Source organism: Pelagibius sp. (assembly GCF_028289705.1).
Classification (GTDB): Bacteria; Pseudomonadota; Alphaproteobacteria; order Kiloniellales; family Kiloniellaceae; genus Pelagibius.
In genome coordinates, this window is the sequence record NZ_JANQOI010000134.1 from 1 (window position 1) to 21216 (window position 21216).

Genomic DNA, 21216 nt, shown 5'->3' on the forward strand with positions numbered 1-21216 from the left:
CCAAGACGCCGATGAGTTGGCATCCGGTGATGTCCCGGTGGTCCCGGAGGAAACGGCAGCCGTCGAACCCGGTCCGGGCGAGGCGACTCAACCTGCGACGGCCGACAGCGGCGAAGAGCTGCCGGCCTCTGCCGCGGTCCCGGCACCGGTTGCCGAGGCCGAGCCGTCTTTCGACATCATCCGCATCGAGCCCAACGGTCAGTCGATCATCGCCGGACGCGCCGAACCCTTCAGCGAGTGGATCCTGCTGAACAACAGTGAGCCCATTGGCACCGTCCGGGCGGACATCAATGGCGAGTGGGTCATCCTTCCGGGTGCCTCGCTGGTGCAGGGGGCGAACAAGTTCAGCCTGGTGCCGAAGAGCGAACAGGGGGCGGTGGAGCTTCCCGCCCTCCAGGCGCCAGCACAAACTCAGCCAGCGGAAGCGCCGCCGGCGGAAGCTTCAGCGCCGGAGCCCGTGCAGGACAGTGTGCTCGCGCCGCGCAGCGACGCCGGGCCTGCCTTGCAGGCAACGGAGGAGGCTTCGCCCCCGGTGCCGGGCGTCCCTTTGCCGATCCTGAAACCCGCCGACCGGCCGGGCACGCCGGCCTCCGTGGCGGAGGCCCGTCTCTTATCGGACGGGAGCTACGAGGTTCAACTCGCCTCCGTCAGGCAGAGCGGCGCCGCGGACCGGGAACGGGCGCGGCTGATCGACGACTATCCGGCTTTGCTGGGCGACCTGGATCTTAGGGTTGAGGAAGCGCGCCTCGACGGTGCCGGCATCTTCTATCGCCTGCGAACGGGCCCAATCAAGGACCTGAGCGACGCGCGGGAGCTTTGCCGCCAGCTCGAGCTGCGCGGCCAGGGCTGTCTGGTCGTGGTGCGCGCGGCCGAACCGGCGCCACCGCCGCTGCCCCGCGATGCCGAGCGCCCTGCGCAGGCCGCACCGCCGCCGCCGAGCGCCCCCGCGACCGCCTCCACACAGCAGGCGGAAAACCCGAACTGAAGCCGAGGTGAATCGGGGCCGGGGAAGGCACCGGCAGCGGAAACCTCCAGGAAGTATCTAGGCCGGCGTCGTGGCCAGCAGGCCGATGGCGGTCAGGAGTTCGTTGACTTCCCGGCGCGCCGAAGCATGGCTGCTGCCGCCGGAGTCCTCCGGCAGGTCGAGGGCGGTGAGCCCACTCAAGAACAGCTCGCGAAAGACGACGCGCTCACTGATCCCCGGCGCCACGCGAAAGCCGATGCGCTTCGACAGGACCGAGAGCAGGCCGCTGATCTCGCGCATGTTGCGCGCCTCGATATGGGCGAGACGATTGCGCAGGACCACCCAGTCGATCGGCGGTCGCCCGGCGACGACGCGGTGGTTGTTCTGCTCCCAGACGAGCTGGCTGTAGAAGCTGGGGGCCTCGACTTCGCGGCGTTCGCGATTGATCCGCGCCAAGACCTCGATGTCCAGGAGGCTGTCGTTCAGCGGCGTCACCAGAGTGTCGGCACGATTGTGACCGAGCCGGCAGAGCGAGGAGTCGCTGCCCGGGGTATCGATTACGACGAAGTCGCAGCCGCCAAGCTCTTCGAGGGCCTCATTCAAGCGCTCCTCCTCCTCGGCGCTGGCTTCCTCTTTGGTCTCGGCGGTCGACCGCTGCACGGCCCGGTGCCGGGGCAGTTCCAAGGCCTGCCCGCTGCGCTCGGCATAGTCTTCGCGGTTCGTGAGAAACGCAGTCATGGTGCCCTGGCGCGCGTCGAGGTCCAGGGTTCCAACCGAGAACCCCATCTTCAATAAGGCAACGCTCAGGTGAATGGCCGTCGTGGACTTGCCGGTGCCGCCTTTCTCGCTGCCGACCACCACGACATAGGGGCCGGCTGCCTGCGATGGCTCGACATCCGGCGCGCGCTCCTGCTCGACGATCGCCCCCTCCATGGTCAGCAAGCTATCACAGTGCCGCGGCCATAGCACCCCGAGATGATCTCACCGCGCCGCCGCAGCACCGCGGATTGCAGGCACCAAGCCACGTAGCTGTGGACAACTCGGTCTCACGGATCAGAAAAGAACCGTCCAGGTTTCTGCTTCGCGCGCCGCACCGGCGGCGGCGTGGCCGGGGTTGGACGGGCCGGCGGAGGAGACCATTCTGAGGTGCTCGGAGTCGTTCTCGTCGTCGAGGGTTTCGTCCTCTTCGCGCCGGGCCTCGCTCTTGTCATCCAGGTTGCCGGCCCCGGATGCGACACTGCCCTTCAGCGCAGCCAGGCGCCGCGCCAGCACCTCGGTCTTGGCCCAGGCCAGATGCTCCTGGCCGTCGGGCGCCTTGTGGACCGCCGCCCATTGCTGGCGCTTGTCGGAGCGCATGGCGAAGGCGATGTTCTCACCCTCGATCCCGCAGTCGAGCGACTGCGTGTAGGGCGGCACCTTGCCGCCCCAAATCTCCGAAATCACGTTCCAGGAGAAGCCTTCCTTGACCAGGAGTTCCATCATCACCTGGTCGAACTCGCCGCGTGCCAGCTCCAGGGCATAGCTGATCATGCAATCCAGTTCCTGGCTGCCTTCAGACGCGCTCTCCAGTTCTGACACCACACGCCTGATGATGTCGTTTTCAGGTTTTTGCTTGTCCATGCAACCCCGTCCCCAGGCACTGCAGAGGAGTGTACTGATTTTAGGCGCGAAGAGAAGCGCCCCCTCTGTCAAAACCGAAGGTTTGATCTTCCTATGGTTGAGCTAGAGGGTCGGCGCTAGCCTTAAAGCACTCTCATTATGGTTAAGAGCGCAGCGAAGAGGGTGAGAAATGCGGGCTATGGCGCAGCCGGCTGCGACCCCGGCGTCCAGCTTTCGGGGTCCTGCAAAAAACGCCGGACTTCCGCGACCCCGGCGTCGTCCAGGTAGCCGTTTTGCTCGGCCACCGCCAAGGCATCCCACCAGGTGGCCAGTGCATGGAGCCTGACGCCACGCTCCTCCAGGGCGGCAACTCCATCGGGAAAGATGCCGTAGTGAAAGATCACGAAGGTGTGTGCGATCTCGGCCTCGGCCTGCCGGATGGCATCGACGAAGTTGAGCTTCGATCCGCCATCGGTGGCGAGATCTTCCACCAGCAGTACCCGGCTGCCCTCCGGCATATGGCCTTCGATCTGAGCGTTGCGTCCGAAGCCCTTGGGCTTCTTGCGTATGTACAGCATCGGCAGCCCGAGGCGTTCGGCGATCCAGGCGGCAAAGGGAATGCCGGCGGTCTCCCCGCCAGCGATGCAGTCGATCGATTCATAGCCCGCCTCGCGCTGGATGAGATCGCAGGCGAAGTCCATCAACTGCGCGCGGGCGCGGGGAAAGGAGATGATCTTCCGGCAGTCCACATAGACCGGACTGCGGCGTCCGGAGGTCAGGGTAAAGGGATCCTGCGGCCGAAACAGGACCGCCTCGATCTCCATGAGAATGCGGGCCGTCGTTTCGGCCATGTTCTGTGGCGTGGTTCTCGGCCCCGGGCCCATGGCGCGCGTCCTTGCCTGGCTCCTGTTCGATGGGGCTCTGTTTATCGCCCCGGACCGATTCGGGCCAAGGGCGCTGCCAGAGGGCGGGCTGGAACCGAGTTCGACGCAGGTCGAAAACGCCCTAGTCTCCACTGGCCGAGGCGCTGGCTGCCCCGCGCAGCGAGAGCGCGAAGCGGGCAAGGAAGTGTCCGAGCAGAGCGAGGATTGCCGCGGCGCTCATCACCATGGCCATGGGCAGCGCCGAGTCCCCCTGGAAGTGGCCGACCACCAGCGTGCCGAGGCCGCCCACGAACATCTGCAGGAAGCCGACCAGGCCCGAGGCCGTGCCCGCCAGATCGGGGCGCAGTGAAATGGCGCTGGCGGTCGCATTGGGCAGGCTGAGCCCGTTGGCCAGACCCACGAACATCACCGGCCCAAAGAGCATGACCGGCGTCATCTCGCCGCCCAGGGCAAAGCCGGTCATAAGGGCGACGCCCACCAGGGCCAGAACGCTGCCGGTGAAGATCATGCGCTCCGCGCCGACGCGCATCGACAGGCGGCCGGCGAGAAAGTTGCCGGTCATGTAGCTGATCGCGTTCAGCATGAAGTAGAGGCCATACTCGCTGGAGGAGCGCTCCATCACCTCGATCATCATGTAAGGCGCGCCCGCCAGGAATGAGAAGAAGACGGCGGTGGTGAAGGACACGTTGATGGCGTAGCCGGTGAAGGCGGGGTCCTTCAGCAGAGTCCCGAAACCCTTGACCATGCTGAGTGGGCTGGTGACGGCGTGGCGGTCGAAATGGGTCTCGAACAGCAGAAACCAGGCAAACAGCAGGACCACCGCGCCGACCAGGAAGGTCAGGAAGAACGAGGCCTGCCAGCCGAAGAGGTCGTCGGTGAAGCCGCCCAGCAGGGGCGCCAGCATCGGGGCCACCACCATGGCCATGGTGATGTAGCCGATCATGCTGGCGGATTCCTCGCGCCCGTGGGTGTCGCGCACGATGGCACGCCCCAGGACGATGCCGGCGCAGCCGCCCACCGCTTGGATGACACGGCCGACGATCAGTGCACCGATGCTCGACGCGAAAGCACAGAGCAGGGTGCCGAGGAGAAACAGCAGAACCCCCCACAACAGCACTGGCCGGCGCCCGAAGCGGTCCGACAGCGGACCGAGGAAGAGCTGCGATACGGCCACCCCGAAGAGATAGAGGGTCAGGGTGAGCTGAACCGTGCCGTAGTCGGTGTTGAAGATCGCCTGCATGCCGGGCATGGAGGGGATGAAGATGTTGAGGGCCATGGGGCCCAGCGCGGAGACGGCGATCAGAATTCCCAGGTGCGGTCGCCGCCGCGGCTTGCGCGCCGCTTCGCGGCCGAGGGCTTGGGATGGCTCCACCGCCGCGCCGTTCGGCGGCGTGCCATCGCTGAGATCTCGTACCGACTCGTTCATGCCTGCCCGCAGAAAAAAACGGCTCGCAACTGCCCCGCCCCTCCCGGGGGCCGGGCGGGGAAGACGGTCATTTCGAACAAGGGGGCAAAGGGAACGGATCAGATGGTCACGGCGGCCCGCCGCCTTGCCTGGGTGATGCCTTGTGTGCCTAGGATGGTCCATTGGCCCGGACATAACCAGCAGTCAGACTGCATAGCTGCTCTGTTCGGCGGAATTCGGGGCTTTTTTGACAGTCTGAGGGGTGAGGCGGTCTGCGCCGCGGCGTCTTGCGCTCAGAGATACATCGCCTCGATGTCGGCGGTGGAGCGCTTGCCGATGGCGTCGCGGTGCTCGGCCAGCCATGCATCGGTGCGTTCGTAGCCGACGTCGTGGAGGTGGCAGAGGAAGCCCCAGTCGGCGTTGAGCTTGGAGGAGAAGCCGAGCTCCTGCATCACGTCCTCGGCGTCGACCACGTGCATGTTCATGCGTTTCAGCCGCCCACCATCGTCGAAGCCCTTGTCGATCATCCTGGTGACGAAGCTGATGGCCCGCATCTCGCGCATCAGCCCGGCGTTGAAGGTGATGGTGTTCAGCCGGTCGATGATTTCCTGGGCGGTGGTCGGCGTCTTTTCGATGTTGATGGGGTTGATCTGCACCAGCAGCACGTCGCGGCAATCGGTGCCGTAGATCAGCGGGTAGATCGCCGGATTGCCCATGAAGCCGCCGTCCCAGTAGGCCTCACCGTCGATCTCCACGGCCTTGTGCAGATAGGGCAGACAGGCCGAGGCCATGACCGCGTCGAGGCTGATCTCGTCGAGCTCGAAGATCTTGATGCGCCCGCGCCGCACGTTGGTGGCCGAAACGAAGAGCTTGACCGCCTGGCAGTGGTGCAGACGCTCGAAGTCGACATAGCCCCGGATGGTGTCGCGCAGCGGGTTGGCGTCGAAGAAATTGAAGTGATAGGGCGAGAAGATCCGCGACATCGTGTCGAGCATCCAATAGCCGGGCGCATAGTCCATGTTGCCGATGCTGACCATGCGGTCGAGAAGGGTGGGCTGCATCGGCGTCAGGGCAGCGATCTTGGAAATCCGTTGCCAGACGGCGCGCAACAATTTGCGGGCGCCTTCGCGTCCCCCTTCGGTCAGGCCGTAGGCCATCACCGCGCCGTTCACCGCCCCGGCGCTGGCGCCGGTCACGCCGTCGATGGCGATCCCGTCGTCCTCCAGCAGGCGGTCCAACACGCCCCAGGTGAGGGCGCCGTGGGCCCCGCCGCCCTGCAGCGCCAGGTTCAGCCGCTTGACCCCACGGCCCTTGGGCCAGGGGTCGGCGCAGTCGGCGGGCGGTCTGCGCTTGGTCGGCTTCGCTCTTGCCATCATCGGGTCTCAATAAGCCGCTGGGGGGAACTCAGCTTAGTGTTGCAGCGCAGCATCGCAAAGCGCAGAGTGGGGGTGAAGGCAGATGTGAGGCGGATCGCATGGTTGGCGGCGGCATCGATTTCGAAACCGAGAACTGGCTGGCCCGCCACTGGCTGCGTCTGCGCCGGCGCGCCGGCACCTTCACCCTCGGCCAACGCCTGATGCTGCGGGAGGGGAAGGACCAGTTGTTGGGCCGGGTGCTGGCTCTTGCCGGGTTCGTTGCCGTGGTGTCGCTGCTCGACTGGCTGGCCTGAAGGCAAGCCGCGGCGCCGCACTGCGCTCAGCGCAGGGTGATGTACTTGAAGTTGCCCTGGCCACTGCCGATCAGCCGGCCCTCTTCATCGCGCACCTCGCAGTCGGCAAAGAAGATGCTCTTGCCGCCGCCGCTGCGCCGGGCGCTGGCCGTCAGTGTCTGGCCCTCCTTGGCGGCGCCGATGAAGTTGCAGGTGAGCGAGAGGGTAAAGGCGCGCCGCGGCGTTTCCCCCGGGGCGCTGTAGCAGCCGCAATAGCCGCAGGCGGTGTCGATCAGGGTGCTCAGCACGCCGCCGTGCATCACGCCGCTGCGGTTCAGGTGGCGCTTCTCCACGGTCAGCGCGATCTCGGTCAGGTCCCGTTCCCAGCTTGCGATCTCGTAGCCGACGAGATCGGCAAAGCCACCGCGGATCTTCAGCGGGTCGACAGTGCTGCCGCCGCCGTTCTGTGGAGAGGAGGGAGAGTCAGGCATGGGATTGAGACTGCCTTGCGCGTTGCGTTCTGTCTAGAACCGCGCCCGGACCCCGGCCGGCTTCAGCCGCGGATGCGCCGCAACAGGCCGAAGCAGAACAGCGAAAAGCAACAGATCAGAATGACCTCGGCCAGAAAGGCGCTGTCGTCGGGGCTGTTGTTGGCCCCATAGGTGAGCAGCGGCATGGTCACGAAAGCGATGGCGAAAAAGCGGGCGAGATAGTCGTGCAGAATCACGCCGCGCAAATAGAGGGCGATCCCCCAGAAACAGAAGGCCAGCACATAAGGCAAGCCGTACTGCGGGAAGCTCAGCAAGGCGGCCTCCAGGGCCGGATAGGCCTCGACGTCGCAGCAGCCCTCCAGGAAGCGTGCGAAGAGAACGCTCATGGCGACGGCGTAGACGTGCACGCCCAGCAGCAACAGATCGCGGGATCTGAGGCCGCCCCGCTCGCCGCCGGCATAACGCAGCCAGTTGAAGAGCGCGGCGATGGCGGCGATGAACCCGCCGACGAAGGCGATCTTGTTGGCGTTGGCGATGACGAGGCGGGCCGAGCGGCGCACCAGCACCATGGGGCGCGGCGGGACCACGCCGCGCCACCAGGGCAGCTCCGCCCGGGATTCGGTGCGCAATGTGGCGATCATGCCGGCCAGAAGCGCGAAGACCGCCCAGAAGAGCTCGCCGCCGAAGCCGGCGAGAAAGTCGTCGCGCAGCTCGGCGGGGGTTCTGTCGAAGGTCACGCCAACGTAATCCCAGTGGAACACGCTGAGGGTTTCCTGGACCGCGCCCAGCAGGCAGCCGCCGATCCACAGCCGCGTCGCGAGGGCCAGGAAGGGGCTCTGCAGCCGCCAGTACAGCGGCACGAAGGGCAGCACCACAAGCAGCAAAGCGGGGTAGACGATTTCCAGCTCCAACGTTTCCTCAAGGAGGACATCGATGATCATGTTGGCGAAGATCATGACCGCGGCGATCTGCAGCCAGGCAAGGCGCGCATCCCGCTCCGCCAGGCTCGCCGGGGTCTGTGTTTCCTGGGCCTGCAGTTGCACCAGGCGGATGCCCTGATAAACCGCGATGCCGAAGCCGGCGATAGCAAGGGTTACGGCCTCGTCGTCGATCCCGAAAGTCGAGACCAGAACGCCCCAGAGTCCGACCAGGATCGCATCGGTGAGAAAGTGGCGGTAGGAGGAGCCGGCGAGGTGGCGGGTGCGGATGCTGTAGACGATGAACAGCAGCAGCACCGCCGACACCATGGCCGCGATCAGGCCCTGGGTTTCGGCGTTGTCCTCGATGGCGATGGCCAGATAGACCAGCACGCTGACCCCGAGCGCCAGTTTGTTGCTCTGGGGCTGGTGGCGGAATTTGACGTAGATTGCCGGCGCGTAGAGCGCCGTGCCGGCGATCAACTGCTCGGCGCCGGCCAGGCCGCCGACCACCAGAAGGATCACCGGCAGATAGAGGGAGACCGTGTTGAACTCGTAGTCGCCGGCCAGCTTGAAGGCATTGAGCGCAAGCAGCAGGAGGTAGAAGGCGACGGCGAGCACCGCGCCCAGCGGAATCCAGGGCAGCATCAGGGCGCCGATCATGGCCAGCGCGATGGCCAGCGCCGCCGCGCCCGGCACCTCCCGGCTACCGGCGAGAACGCGGTAGGACAGCACGCCGAACCCACAGACGGCGGCGATGCTAAAGACGACGAAGGCCGGCAGAAACGTGTTGCGGACCGCCAGGTCCGCGAACAGTTCGGTTTCCCGGATCAGGTAGACGAGGGCCAGAAGGGTGCCGTGCAAGCCGGCGAACGGCAGGATCTTGCCGTTCATGCGCCCCTCGAAGACCTCGACCTTCGCGTCGATGCTTCCTCGGTCGATTGGCGCCTTGGCTTGTTGCGCCAGGTCCTCCAGCGAATTCATGGCCTTTCCCGACGCGGCCGGAGCGGGCCTTTGAAAGACAGCTTGGAACGCTCCGACTCGCTCAATTCAGGATAGCAGGCGACCTATGCCATGCAAGAAAGGGCCGAGGATCAAAGGGGTGGCAGCAGGTCGGCGTCTACGACCGATGTGCAGCCATCCGCACGGCTCCGCACGCGAGTCTATCGACAAGGCCGCGCCGACAGGCTAAGGGGTTCTCATCCCCGCCCTTGGCGGGGCGCGTTCTCGGGGCGGGGTGAAAGTCCCCACCGGCGGTGAGGGCCCGAAGGGCCTGGAGCCCGCGAGCGCCCTTTGCGTCTGCCGCATGGCGGTGGGTGGGAAGGGGTCAGCAGATTCGGTGTGATTCCGAAGCCGACGGTGACAGTCCGGATGGAAGAGAATGGAGAAGCGGCACCGGCGGCTGGCCGGGCGCCTTGCTGTTTCCTGACGCCCTGGTTCTGGTCTCTGACGCGATCAAGGAGCAAGCCATGAATCAGAGCTTTACCGATACCCAAGCAACAGCCGAATTCGGCCAGGGCCGCATCGCCTTCGTGAAGGCACGCTGGCATGCCGACATCGTCGATCAATGCCACGGCGCGTTCGAAGAGGAACTGGCCCGGCTGACCGGCGGCGCCCTAAAGACAGAGGTCTTCGAGGTGCCCGGCGCCTTCGAGATTCCGCTTCTGGCGCGCGACCTGGCGCGCAGCGGCCGCTATCGGGCCGTCGTCGGATCGGCCTTCGTCGTCAACGGTGGCATCTACCGCCACGACTTCGTCGCGGACACCGTGGTGGCGGCCCTCATGCAGGTGCAGATGGACTGCGACCTGCCGGTGCTCTCCGCCGTGCTGACGCCACACAACTTCCATGAAAGCGAGGAGCATCGTCGTTTCTTCCATGAGCACTTCCGCGTCAAGGGGCGCGAGGCCGCCTCGGCCTGCGTTTCCATCCTTGCCGTGCGTCAGACGGTCAAAGCGGCCGCCTGACGGCGCGGCAAGGGAAAGCTAAGAGCGGGCCGGCATGATCGAATGGCTCGTGCCCGCCGATGTCGGGACCGGCGCCGCGCTGTCGCTGGTGGCGCTCAGCGCGGCGACCTCCCTCCTCACGGCAGCCGCCGGCATCGGCGGCGGTGTGGTGCTGATCGCCGTCATGGCGGTGCTGATGCCGGCCCAGGCGCTGATCCCGGTCCACGGCCTGGTGCAGATCGGCTCCAACGCCGGGCGGGCCGCCATCATGCTGGGCGACGTGCAGTGGCGGGTGATTCTGTTCTTTGCCCTCGGCAGCCTGGTGGGGGCGGCAATTGGCGGCATGACGGCGGTGCGCCTGCCGCCGGCGGTGCTCAACATCGGCCTGGGCTGTTTCATCCTCTGGTCGGTCTGGGGACCGAAGGTGGCCGCGCCGGGACGCTTCAAGGTGGTGCTGACCGGCGTCTTTTCCAGTTTCCTGACCATGTTCTTCGGCGCCACCGGCAGCTTCGTCTCGGCCATGGTGAAGACCATGAAGCTCGGCCGCCTCGAACACGTCGCCACCCATTCCGCCTGTATGGTGGCCCAGCACGCCATCAAGGTGGTCGCCTTCGGGTTGCTCGGCTTCAACTACGGTCCCTATGCGGGGCTGATCGTGGCGATGATCGCCAGCGGCTTCCTGGGAACCCTGCTGGGCAAGCACGTGCTGGTCAAAATGCGCGACGAGACCTTTCACCGGGTCATCGCCGTCCTGCTGTCACTGCTCGCCCTGCGGTTGCTGTACGAGGGCCTGGTGCTTTTCGGTTCGATTTGATTGGCAAACCAATCTGAACCAATGGTCTAACCAATTTTCATTAGCCCACTTCACGTTTCCTCGATTTGACTTATTTTCCAAGATGGTGAAAGCTTTAACCAATGAAGGCGGCTGACCGTCGGTGGCGAGGGCCACTGGGCGGCGGGTCACATCGGCCCAAAACGCCTCAAGGGAGGAGACCTGCAACCATGCCCAAGGAAAATGTCTTTTCGCCGGCTTCGGGGCTGTCCCGGCGCCTTGTTCTCAAGACCGGTGCGGCGGTGGCCGCCGTTGCCGGCGCCCAGGGATTGGCGATCCCCGCCTTCGCGGCGGGCTTTCCCGAGCGCAACATCTCCGTGATCGTGCCGACCCGCGAGGGCGGCGGCGCCGACCGCAACCTGCGCGCTTTCACCGCGATCTGGAAGAAGTACCTCGACACCAATTTCGAGCCGGGATTCTACCCCGGCGCCTCCGGCCGGGTCGGCTATGAGGTCTACATGGGTAAGTTCGAGGCCGACGCCTACAGCCTGATCTTCGGCAACATGGGTCCCGAGGTACTGAACTGGGTGGTCAAGGAACCGAACTTCAGCATCGACGACTACATCTACTGGGGCCGCGTGGACACCGATCCCGGCTGTCTCTTCGTCGGTGCCGAAAGCAACATGAAAACCATCGACGACGTGATCGCCGAGGGCAAGAAGCGCAAGCTGAACGTCGGCACGAGCCGGCTCGCCCATCCGGCCTCCATCGGCATGCTGGCCCTGGCCGACAAGGCGGGGATCGAGGTCAACCTGATCCCGCTCTCCGGCGGCAAGCGAACGGTCGCCGGCGCGGTGACCGGCGAGGTGGACCTCAGCGTCCTGACCTCCGGCACCGTCGCGGCTGCCGGCGATGCCGTGCGCACGCTGCTGGTCTTCAACGACGAGAACGTGCTGGGCGAGGCCCTCGACAACGCCCCGACCATGAACCAGCACTTCGGCACCGACCTGCCGCCGATGCTCTCTTCCCGCGCGTTCGGCATCCACAAGGCGGCCGTCGACAATCATCCCGACCGCTTCGAGGTTCTGCAGTCCTCCTTCAGGAAGGTCTTCGAGGATCCGGACTACAAGGCCGGCGTGCTCAAGGCCAAGGGCCACTGGGAGTACGTGAACTACGGCGGCGTCGAGGAATGTGCCGCCTTCAAACAGTCCATGCTCGAGCTTGGCGCGCAGTACAAGTCGTACCTGACCGGCAAGTAAGGCCGGACGGCAGCCTGCCGCAGCAGCGGGGGCCGGGAGCTGCCGCTCTCGGCCCTCGTCGAGCGTCGGGGGCCCCTTGACCTGCGGGCGTGGATGAACATCGGGACGGACTAGACATGGCTTCGACGCGGGACGGCGGCGAAAAGCGCCAGCTTGGGGGCGAGTTGATCATCCCCGTGGTGGCGCTGGGCTTTACCCTCTACTACATCGGCACAGTTCTGGACTCGCCCTGGTCGGCGAAGGTGAACGCCTACATGGTCGGCTCGGTGCTGATCGTGCTGGTCCTGGCCTTCTTCGTCGTGGCCGCGCGCGAACTCCTGCGGGGGCGGGCGACCCTGGGGCTTTCCAACCTTCTGGAACCCTATGACATCCTGCCGAAGCGCATCGGCTTCATGCTGCTCACCGTCGGCTATCTCGTCGGGATCGAGTGGCTCGGCTTCACCCTCACCACCTTCGTCTTCATGGCGGCCTCCATGCTGCTGCTCGGCGGCGGCCGGCGGCCGCTGCTCTGCCTCGCGGCGGCCTTGGTGATGGCGGCGGTCGCCCTCGGGGTCTTCGTCATTCTCTTCGAGAAGCGCTTTCCCAAGGGCCCCATCGAACAGCTCGTGCAGGCGCTGAGCTGAGATGGAGATCAACGCCGCCTTCTTCGCCGACCTCTTTCTCCACAGCCTGTCGCTGTGGTGGGTGATCGTGCCCTCGATCTTCCTGGGCCTCGTCGTCGGCGCCATTCCCGGCTTCAGCGCCGCCAACACCATCATCGTGCTGCTGCCTTTCACGCTCATCATGGAGGTGGAGGTGGGCCTGGTTTTCATGGTGGCGCTCTACTGCGCTTCGCGCATGGGCGCGGGCATCCCGGCGATCCTGGTGAACATCCCCGGCACCGCCGGGGCGGCGGCGACGCCGCTGGACGGCTACCCCATGGTGAAAAAGGGGCAGGGGCAGCAGGCGCTGGCCATGTCCTTCACCGCCTCGACGCTCGGCGGGATATTGACCACCGTCATCGCATTGGCCGCCATGCCGCTGCTCGCCCGGGTCGGCTTCTACATGCACTCGGTCGAGATGGTGGTGGTGATGCTGTTCGGCATCTCGCTGATCGCCACCATCGCCGCCAAGGACACCCTGAAGGGGCTGATCGCCGGCTTCCTCGGCCTGATGATCGGCTCCATCGGCACCGACCATGTTTACGCCACCCCGCGCGGCACCATGGGCTTTCTGGAGCTCTACGACGGCATCCCCCTGATCCCCGCGCTGGTGGGGCTCTTCGCCATCTCCGAGGCCTTTCTGGTGATCGAGGGCGAATCCATCCTCTCGCGCCACAGCCGCGAGCGGCTGCAGAGCAGTTCCTGGGCGCAGACACTGCAAGGCTTTGCGATCACCCTGAAGAAATGGTGGCACGTCACCTGGACCAGCCTCATCGGCCTGGTCATCGGCGTCACGCCGGGAGCCGGCGCGGCCATCGCCGCCTTCGTCGCCTACCAGCAGTCGCGCACCCTCTCGAAGACACCGGAACTCTACGGCACCGGCCACCCCGAGGGCCTGATCGCCCCAGAAGCGGCGAACAACGGGGTGACGGCGGGGACCCTGATCCCGCTCTTGGTGCTGGGCATTCCCGGCGGCGCGACGGCGGCGATCATGCTGGTGGTGATGCAGTACCAGGGCGTGAACGTCGGCCCGCGCCTCTTCTCGGCGCAGCCGGAATTGGGCTACGGGATCTTCATGGCGATGTTCGTCACCTACCTGCTGATGGCTTTCACCATCCTGCCGATGTCGCGCTACATGTCCCGGGTGACCCTGGTTTCGACGACCTACATGTCGCCGCTGATCGTCGGCTTCACCCTCATCGGCTCCTTTGTGCCGCGGGAGTATATGTTCGACATGTTCCTCGCCTTTGCCTTCGGCATCCTCGGCTATATCGCGCGCAAGACCGGCTATCACGTGGCCGCTATCCTGATCGGGGTGATCCTGGGTCCGTTGATGGAGGGCTACATGCTGGTCGCCCTGCAGAAGTCCGACGGTGACCCCTTCACGCTGTTCTCCTCGCCGTTGGGCAACGTGCTCTGGCTGGCGCTGGTGGCCTCCCTGCTGCTGCCGGTCTTCCTGAAGCACCGGCAGCGCCGCCAGGCGGCGGCCTTTTCGGAAGGGGAGGGCTGAAGGATGGACGGCACCACGGCAAACCTCGCGCGCAACATCAGGCGCATCGGCCATCTGGACCTGCCCGGCGGCGGCCAGGTGGTGGTGCAGGACGGCTATGCCTACGTCGGCCACATGAAGCCGCCCTACGGCACCACCATCCTCGACGTCTCCGATCCGGCGCAGCCGCGCATCGCCGCCCAGATCATGCTGGAGGGCGAGGCCTCCCACACCCACAAGGTGCGGGTGGTCGGCGACATGATGATCACCAACGTCGAGCAGAACCGCCGCCATTTCCTGCGCAAGGGCGAGGCCCTGCCGGAGCTGCGCGGCAAGCTCTCGGCGGAACTCGGCCGGCCGCCGGAGGACAGGGAACTGGCCGCCGCGCTGGGGGTCGAAGCGGGGCAGATCGCCGAGCTGGATGCGGCGCGCGAGCGCGGCTACCGTGACGGCGGCTTCAAGGTCTGGGACATCTCCGACAAGACCCGCCCGCGCGAACTCTGCCACAAGCGCACCTTCGGCTTCGGCACCCACCGCTTCGACATGGATGCGAACTACGCCTACATCTCGACGGAGATGGAAGGCTACCTCGGCAACATTCTGGTGATCTACGACCTGAAGGACCCGGCGAACCCCGAAGAGATCTCGCGCTGGCACATGCCGGGTCAGCATCTGGCCGGTGGCGAGGTGCCGACCTGGGAGGGTTACAAGAACCGCCTGCACCACGCGCTGCGGGTCGGCGACGAGCTCTGGGCCGCCGTCTGGCACGCCGGCTTCCGGGTGGTCGACGTGAGCGACATCGCCCGGCCCCGGACCGTCGCCAGCCACGACTACCACCCGCCCTTTCCGGAGCCGACCCACACCATCCTGCCCCTGGCCGAGCCCATCGGCGGGCGGCGCATCGCCGTGGCGGTGGACGAGGAGCACGCCCACAGGCCCGGGCGCCTGCACGCCTTTCTCTGGGTCTTCGACGTCACCGACTTCGACAACATCACCGCGCTCTCCGCCTTCGACGTCAGCGAGCTGGACTCGCCCTGGGCGCGGGCGCCGGGTCGCTTCGGCGCCCATCAGTTCCGCGAGAAGTTCGACTCGACCCTGGTCTATGTCACCTGGTTCGGCGGCGGCCTGCGGGTGGTCGACGTAGCCGACCCCTTCGCGCCGGTCGAGGTCGCCCACTTCATTCCCGAACCCCTCGGCGACGAGCCCAGCCCTCAGTCCAACGACGTCGACGTCGACGACCGCGGCCTCATCTACCTCCTCGACCGCAACCGCGGCCTCGACGTGTTGGAGATGAGGGGCCGGTGATGAACCCACTGACCCCCTCACCCTCCCGCTGGCGCGGGCCCCTCCCTCTCCCGCGAGGGGAGAGGGAACGCCTCGCAGCGGCAATATCCTATCCCTCTCCCCTGGCGGGAGAGGGTTGCGCAGCCTTGGCGAGATCGACAGATCGAGCTTAGGCGAAGCTGGGTGAGGGGGACGGCTCGGTCTAGGAGGAAGGAAAGCGCGATGACGGCAGAGGTGTTGGAGAAGACGGCGGGCGAGGCCGATGTGGTGGGGGAGGAGCACTGGACCGACAAAGGCGATGTGCGGCTGTTCCTCTGGGAGAAGTATCTCGGCGCGCCGGGCGGCAAGAAGGGCACGGTGCTCTTCGTCCACGGCTCCTCCATGGCCTCCCAGCCGACCTTCGATCTGCATGTCGAGGGGCGGCCCTTCAGTTCGGCGATGAACTGGTTCGCGCTCCAGGGCTACGACACCTGGTGCGTCGACATGGAGGGTTACGGCCGCTCCTCCAAGCAACGGGACATCACCTGTGACATCGCCAACGGCGCCGACGACCTGGCCGCCGCCAGCGCTTACATCGAAGAGACCCGCGGCGCCGGGCCGCTGCTGGTCTACGGCATCTCCTCCGGCGCGCTGCGCGCCGCGCTCTTCGCCGAACGCCATCCCGAGCGGGTGAAGCGCCTGGCGCTCGATGCCTTCGTCTGGACGGGGGAGGGCAGCCCGACCCTGGAGCAGCGGCGCAAGAAGCTGCCGCAGTTCCTCGAGTCCAAGCGCCGGCCCATCGACCGCGCCTTCGTGCAGTCGATCTTCTCCCGCGATCATCCCGGCTGCGCCGAGGAGCGGGTGGTGGACGCCTTTGCCGAGGCCATCACGGCGCTGGACGATTCCATGCCCAACGGCACCTACATCGACATGTGCTCCAGGCTGCCGCTGGTGGACCCGGAGAAGCTCACCATGCCGACCATCGTCCTGCGCGGCCAGTACGACGGCATCGCCGGCTTCGGAGATCTGGTGAAATTCTTCGAGAAGCTGCCGAACCCGGACAAGCAGTTCACGGTGATGGCCGGCATCTCCCACGCCAGCTTCCAGCAGAAGAACTACATGCTGGTCTACGACATCCTCGGCAACTTCTTCGCCCGGCCGGAGCCGCTCTACAAGGGGGAATGACGTTTCTCAGGACGCGGCGGCGGAGCGCTCCGGCCGGGGCTCGTTGAGGGCGCGCCAGGTGGTGCCGGGGTCGAGGGCGGTCAGCGCGTCGTACTGGCTGAGGAAGACCAACCCGGTCAGCTTGTCGAGGAAATGGCTGCGCTTCAGCTTGTCCATGACCGGGCCCTTGACCTCCGAGAGGTGGAAGCGCACGCCCGCGGCCTCAAGGCGTTCGGTGAGCGCTTCCAGGCTTTCAAGCGCGCTGGCGTCGATGTCGTTGACGGCGGAGCAGATCAGCACGACATGGCGGATGCCCGGATCGGCGGCGGCCATGTCGTAGAGGCGGTCCTCCAGCCAGCGGGCATTGGCGAAGTAGAGGCTCTCGTCGACCCTGAGGCTCAGCACCTGGGGGCTGGTGATCACCAGGTGGCGCTTCACGTTGCGGAAGTGCTGGGTGCCCGGAACCTGGCCGACCACCGCCATGTGGGGCCGGCTGGCGCGCACCAGGAAGATCACCAGGGAGAGGGTGACACCGGTGACGATCCCCGCTTCGACCCCGACCCCCAGCACCACGAGAATGGTCGCCGCCATGGCGGCGAAGTCGCCCTTGGAATAGGCCCAGGTGCGCTTCAGCGCCCCCAGGTCCACCAGGGAAAGCACGGCGACCACGATGGTGGCGGCCAGAGTTGCCTTGGGGAGTTGCTGGAACAAGGGTGTCAGCAGCAGTGCCGTCACGCCGATGCCGAGGGCGGTCATCACACCGGCCAGCGGCGTGCGCGCGCCGGCATCGAAGTTGACGACCGAGCGGGCAAAGCCCCCGGTCACCGGGTAGCCGCCGGTGACGCCGGCGGCGAGGTTGGCGGCGCCGAGGCCGATCAGCTCCCGGTTCGGCGCGATGCGCTCGCGGCGCTTGGCGGCGAGGGTCTGGGCGACGGAGACCGACTCGACGAAGCCAACCACGGAGATCAGCACGGCGGCGGGCAGCAGGTCGCGCCAGAGGGCCGGGTCCAGGGGCGGCAGGGCAAGCGGCGGCAGGCCCTCGGGAATCGCTCCCACGACCGAGACGCCGGCCTGGTCGAGGGACAGAAGATCGACCAGCAGGATGGTGGCGATCACCGCCGCCACCGGGCCGGCCTTGGCGGCGCTGTCGGCCCAGCGCGGCCCGAGTCCCGCCTTCATCAGCAGCGGCTTCAGGAGGCCGCGGACCCAGAAAAGGAAAAGCGTGGCGCCGGCACCGATGGCCAGGGTCGGGCCGTTGACCGCGTCGATGTTCTCGAACAGCGAGAGGGCCAGCTCCGGCAGGGTGTGGCCCGACGCCTCGACGCCCAGGATGTGCTTGAGCTGGCTAGCGGCGATCAAGAGGCCCGAGGCGGTGATGAAGCCCGAGATCACCGGATGGCTCAGAAGACTGGCGAGAAAGCCGAGGCGCGCCAACCCCATGGCGACCAGGAAGAGACCGGAGAGCAGGGCCAGCACCAGCGCCGCGCCGCGATACTCCGGCGTGCCAACGGCGGTAAGCTCGCCCACGGCCGCCGCCGTCATCAGCGAGACCACCGCCACCGGGCCGACCGCCAGGGTCGCCGAACTGCCGAAGAGGGCATAGGCGACCAGCGGCAGCATGGAGGCGTAGAGCCCGGCCTCCGGCGGCAGACCCGCCAGCAACGCATAGGCCAGGCTCTGGGGGATCAGCATGATGGTGACGATGACGGCGGCGAGGCCGTCGCCCTGCAGCGCCGCGCGGTCATAGCCGCGCAGCCAGCCGAGGCCCGGCAGCAGGCGTTCGATCATGCCACAATCCTATGGCCGCGCCGTCCGGCGGTCCGCTTCAGTTGACGATCTCCGGCTTGGCGGGTTCCGGTTTGGCCAGCCACTCCTTGCCTCTCAGCATGGCCTTCCAATAGACCGGCGGCAGGATCTTCTCTTTCAGGAGCCAGGCCAGCCGGCTCGGCCGCTTGCCGTCGATCAGCCAGGCCGGGAAGCTGGGCAGCAGCTTGCCGCCGTAGCCGAACTCGGCCAGCACGATCTTGCCGCGCTCCACCGTCAGGGGGCAGGAGCCATAGCCGTCGTAGTGGCCGATCGCGGCCTTGCGGCCCATGTCCGCCAGCACGTTTTGGGCCACCACCGGGGCTTGCTTGCGGGCCGCCGCCGCTGTCTTCGCGTTGGGTGCGTTCATCACGTCACCCAGGCTCCAGACGTTCTCGAAGCGCTTGTGGCGCAAGGTGTTCTGCTCGACGTCGACCCAGCCGGCCTGGTCGGCCAGCGGGCTCACGCGGATGAAGTCGGGCGCGCATTGCGGCGGGCAGACATGGATCATGTCGAAGCGGCGCTCGACGCGGGTCACGTTGCCCTCGCCGTCGTTTCGGTCGAACCAGGCCGTCTTGGCCGGGCCGTCGACGGCGACGAGGTTATGGCTGAACTTCAGCTCGGCCCTGTACTTCTCGACGTATTCCATGAGCGCCGGCACGTAGTCCTTGACCCCGAAGAGCACAGGCCCTGCGTTGTAGAAGGCGATGTCGATGTGATCCAGGCGATCGCTGCGCAGCCAGTGGTCGGCGGAGAGATACATGGCCTTCTGCGGCGCCCCGGCACACTTGATGGGCATGGGCGGCTGGGTGAAGAGGGCGGTACCCGCCTTCAGGTTCTTCACCTGCTCCCAGGTATAGGGCGCCAGATCGAAGCGGTAGTTGGAGGTCACGCCGTTGTGGCCCAGGGTGTCCACCAGCCCCTCCACCTTGTGCCAGTCCAGCTTCAGGCCCGGGCAGACGATCAGGCGGCCGTATTCGATCACCCGGCAACCTTCCAGCAGCACCGCGTTGCGCTCCGGCTCGAAGGCGGCGACCGCCGCCTTGATCCAGTGCAGCTCCTTGGGCAGCACGGAGGAAAGAGTACGCACCGTCTCGTCGGCCTCGAAGACGCCGCCGCCCACCAGGGTCCAGCCCGGCTGATAGTAGTGGATGTCGGCCGGGTCGATGATGGCGATCTCGAGGTTGGAGGCCCGCGCCAGCATAGAGGAGGCGACGGCGATGCCCGCCGATCCGGCGCCGACGATGACGACATCGAACTTGCCGTCGACGGCCTCGCCGGGCGTGCGCCCCTGGTTGGCGATGCGCCGCACCACGCCGGACATGTCGTAGCCGGCGGTCTTGGCAGCGGCGAGAATATCCGCCAGCGGCATCCTGCCGGCGCGGCTCAGCGACCAGAGGGTGACCGAGCGCGTGCCGCTGCGGCAGTAGGCGAAAACCGGTTTAGGCGCGGCCTCCAGGCGTTCGCCGAAGGCCTCGGCATCGGCCTCGCTGACCTTGCCGCTTTCCACCGGCAGGTAGTGGGCCTCGAGCCCCGCCGCCTGGGCGGCTTCCTCGATCTCGTGGAACAGGGGCTGGTCGTTGCCTTCACCGTCAGGCCGGTTGCAGATCACCGTCTTGTACCCGGCCCGGGCGATCTCGGTGAGGTCCGCCGCGGCGATTTGGGCCGAGACGGCAAAGCTCTTGTCGAGCGTTCTTATGTCCATGGGGTCCTCCTCCTCCCGCGCCGCTGCGCCTAGAGCGCGTCGACGGGGATCTTCAGGTAGCGCACGCCGTTATCTTCCGGCGGCGGCATGGCGCCGGCGCGCATGTTGACCTGCACCGAGGGCAGGATCAGGACCGGCATGTCGAGCTGCTTGTCCCGCTCGCTGCGCATCGCGACGAAGGCGTCTTCGGAGATGCCCTCGTGCACGTGAATGTTCTCCGCCCGCTCGGCGGCGACCGTGGTCTCCCAGCGGTAGCCGCGGCCGTTGGGCGCGTAGTCGTGACAGAGGAAGAGACGGGTCTGCGGCGGCAGGGCGAGGATCTTCTGGATCGACTTGTAAAGCCGATGGGCATCGCCGCCGGGAAAGTCGCAGCGCGCGGTGCCGAAGTCCGGCATGAAGAGGGTGTCGCCGACGAAGGCGGCATCGCCCACCACGTAGGTCACGCAGGCCGGCGTGTGGCCGGGGGTGTGCATGACCCGGGCTTCGAGGGTGCCGATGGCGAAGGTCTCCCCGTCCTCCAGCAGGCGGTCGAACTGGCGCCCGTCGGTGGCAAAGCCGTCCTCGGCGTTGAAGACCTTCTTGAAGACCTGCTGCACGCGGTCGATGCGCGCGCCGATGGCGATCCTGCCGCCCAGCTTTTCCTTCAGATAGGGCGCGGCGGTCAGGTGATCGGCATGGACATGGGTTTCCAGGATCCACGCGACCTCCAGGCCGTTCTCCCGCACGAAAGCGATCACCGCATCGGCGCAGTCGGTGCCGGTGCGGCCCGACTTGGGATCGTAGTCCTTCACCGAGTCGACGATGGCCGCCTTATGGGTTTCCGGGTCCCAGAGCAGATGGGTGGCGGTAAAGGTCGCCTCGTCGAAAAAGGTCTTCACTTCGGGATGCATTTGCATTTCCTCTCGTTTTTTGCGGCCGCGTCTTGTTACGCGCTTCGGTTCAGGCCTCGCGCTGGCCGCGGGCCAGGGTGCAGATCCCCAGCAGGCGGTAGGCCGGGCAGAAGCCGATGAAGGCGGTGGCCAGCGGCACCAGCCCGATCAGGCCCCAGAGGGTCTGCGGACCGACGAAGACCAGGGCGAGCAATACGATGCCGACCAGGACGCGCAGAATGCGGTCAAGGGTTCCGACATTGCGGTTCATGGCGTGTCTCCTCTTGCAGGGGCGGGGCGTCGAAAGCGTCCCGCAGAACCTTGCGCCGGAACCTAGAGGGGCCGTCACCGCGGGTCTGTGATTTAGTCACGCAGCGTCGCGACGCCGCGTAGCGCGACG

At 66.6% G+C, this 21216-nt stretch carries 20 protein-coding genes and 1 riboswitch; of the genes, 9 read left to right on the top strand and 11 right to left on the bottom strand.

Annotation, left to right across the window (positions count from 1 at the left end; all coding sequences use genetic code 11):
* Window positions 1–985 (top strand): SPOR domain-containing protein (locus Q0996_RS17170; RefSeq protein WP_299622443.1); only part of this gene is annotated, 985 nt, incomplete at its 5' end.
* A gap of 57 nt (window positions 986–1042) precedes the next feature.
* Here the strand turns inward: Q0996_RS17170 and Q0996_RS17175 are convergent.
* The 5 genes from Q0996_RS17175 to Q0996_RS17195 all read right to left on the bottom strand — a co-directional run bounded on the left by Q0996_RS17175 (window position 1043) and on the right by Q0996_RS17195 (window position 6225).
* Window positions 1043–1897, bottom strand: coding sequence for a division plane positioning ATPase MipZ (locus Q0996_RS17175; protein WP_299622446.1), 855 nt, complete (start codon window positions 1895–1897; stop codon window positions 1043–1045).
* Between the two features lie 120 nt (window positions 1898–2017).
* Window positions 2018–2584 carry a hypothetical protein gene (locus tag Q0996_RS17180; RefSeq protein WP_299622449.1) on the bottom strand — a complete coding sequence of 189 codons (567 nt, stop codon included), beginning with the start codon at window positions 2582–2584 and terminating at the stop codon, window positions 2018–2020.
* 176 nt (window positions 2585–2760) lie between these two features.
* The gene (locus Q0996_RS17185) at window positions 2761–3414 is read right to left on the bottom strand and encodes an orotate phosphoribosyltransferase (protein WP_299622452.1); all 654 of its coding nucleotides are present in this window, start codon (window positions 3412–3414) and stop codon (window positions 2761–2763) included.
* A 154-nt stretch (window positions 3415–3568) separates the two neighbouring features.
* Window positions 3569–4873 (bottom strand): multidrug effflux MFS transporter, encoded by a 1305-nt coding sequence (locus Q0996_RS17190; RefSeq protein WP_299622455.1) that lies wholly within the window; start codon window positions 4871–4873, stop codon window positions 3569–3571.
* Between the two features lie 272 nt (window positions 4874–5145).
* Window positions 5146–6225: a patatin-like phospholipase family protein gene (locus Q0996_RS17195; RefSeq protein ID WP_299622458.1), complete on the bottom strand. Its 1080-nt coding sequence runs from the start codon at window positions 6223–6225 to the stop codon at window positions 5146–5148.
* 101 nt (window positions 6226–6326) lie between these two features.
* Here Q0996_RS17195 and Q0996_RS17200 point away from each other — a divergent pair, with 101 nt between their 5' ends.
* Window positions 6327–6521 carry a hypothetical protein gene (locus tag Q0996_RS17200; protein ID WP_299622461.1) on the top strand — a complete coding sequence of 65 codons (195 nt, stop codon included), beginning with the start codon at window positions 6327–6329 and terminating at the stop codon, window positions 6519–6521.
* A 26-nt stretch (window positions 6522–6547) separates the two neighbouring features.
* Here the strand turns inward: Q0996_RS17200 and Q0996_RS17205 are convergent, their stop codons facing one another.
* Complete coding sequence (locus Q0996_RS17205; protein ID WP_299622464.1) at window positions 6548–6991, bottom strand: PaaI family thioesterase; 444 nt, start codon at window positions 6989–6991, stop codon at window positions 6548–6550.
* Window positions 6992–7053: 62 nt separating this feature from the next.
* Window positions 7054–8892 (bottom strand): hypothetical protein, encoded by a 1839-nt coding sequence (locus tag Q0996_RS17210; protein ID WP_299622467.1) that lies wholly within the window; start codon window positions 8890–8892, stop codon window positions 7054–7056.
* A gap of 235 nt (window positions 8893–9127) precedes the next feature.
* Window positions 9128–9295, top strand: a riboswitch (FMN riboswitch).
* A gap of 82 nt (window positions 9296–9377) precedes the next feature.
* On the opposite strand from Q0996_RS17210, the gene Q0996_RS17215 reads away from it, so the two are divergent.
* From Q0996_RS17215 to Q0996_RS17245, 7 genes are all read left to right on the top strand, one after another.
* Complete coding sequence (locus Q0996_RS17215) at window positions 9378–9872, top strand: 6,7-dimethyl-8-ribityllumazine synthase (protein WP_299622470.1); 495 nt, start codon at window positions 9378–9380, stop codon at window positions 9870–9872.
* Window positions 9873–9906: 34 nt separating this feature from the next.
* Window positions 9907–10665 (top strand): sulfite exporter TauE/SafE family protein, encoded by a 759-nt coding sequence (locus Q0996_RS17220; RefSeq protein WP_299622473.1) that lies wholly within the window; start codon window positions 9907–9909, stop codon window positions 10663–10665.
* 188 nt (window positions 10666–10853) lie between these two features.
* Window positions 10854–11882: a tripartite tricarboxylate transporter substrate-binding protein gene (locus tag Q0996_RS17225; RefSeq protein WP_299622476.1), complete on the top strand. Its 1029-nt coding sequence runs from the start codon at window positions 10854–10856 to the stop codon at window positions 11880–11882.
* 116 nt (window positions 11883–11998) lie between these two features.
* Window positions 11999–12505: a hypothetical protein gene (locus Q0996_RS17230; RefSeq protein WP_299622479.1), complete on the top strand. Its 507-nt coding sequence runs from the start codon at window positions 11999–12001 to the stop codon at window positions 12503–12505.
* 1 nt (window position 12506) lies between these two features.
* On the top strand, window positions 12507–14033 hold the full coding sequence (locus tag Q0996_RS17235; protein ID WP_299622482.1) for a tripartite tricarboxylate transporter permease: 1527 nt from the start codon (window positions 12507–12509) through the stop codon (window positions 14031–14033).
* Between the two features lie 3 nt (window positions 14034–14036).
* The gene (locus Q0996_RS17240; RefSeq protein ID WP_299622485.1) at window positions 14037–15317 is read left to right on the top strand and encodes an LVIVD repeat-containing protein; all 1281 of its coding nucleotides are present in this window, start codon (window positions 14037–14039) and stop codon (window positions 15315–15317) included.
* Between the two features lie 201 nt (window positions 15318–15518).
* The gene (locus tag Q0996_RS17245; protein WP_299622488.1) at window positions 15519–16460 is read left to right on the top strand and encodes an alpha/beta hydrolase; all 942 of its coding nucleotides are present in this window, start codon (window positions 15519–15521) and stop codon (window positions 16458–16460) included.
* A 6-nt stretch (window positions 16461–16466) separates the two neighbouring features.
* Here the strand turns inward: Q0996_RS17245 and Q0996_RS17250 are convergent, their stop codons facing one another.
* The 4 genes from Q0996_RS17250 to Q0996_RS17265 are packed head-to-tail and all read right to left on the bottom strand — an operon-like array spanning window position 16467 to window position 21087.
* Window positions 16467–18227 (bottom strand): SulP family inorganic anion transporter, encoded by a 1761-nt coding sequence (locus tag Q0996_RS17250; RefSeq protein ID WP_299622491.1) that lies wholly within the window; start codon window positions 18225–18227, stop codon window positions 16467–16469.
* 37 nt (window positions 18228–18264) lie between these two features.
* Window positions 18265–19947: a bifunctional protein tyrosine phosphatase family protein/NAD(P)/FAD-dependent oxidoreductase gene (locus Q0996_RS17255; protein WP_299622494.1), complete on the bottom strand. Its 1683-nt coding sequence runs from the start codon at window positions 19945–19947 to the stop codon at window positions 18265–18267.
* Between the two features lie 29 nt (window positions 19948–19976).
* Complete coding sequence (locus tag Q0996_RS17260) at window positions 19977–20837, bottom strand: MBL fold metallo-hydrolase (protein ID WP_322096742.1); 861 nt, start codon at window positions 20835–20837, stop codon at window positions 19977–19979.
* Between the two features lie 49 nt (window positions 20838–20886).
* Entirely contained in the window at window positions 20887–21087 is a 201-nt protein-coding gene (locus tag Q0996_RS17265) for a DUF2892 domain-containing protein (protein WP_299622500.1), read from the bottom strand.
* Window positions 21088–21216 lie beyond the last annotated feature (129 nt).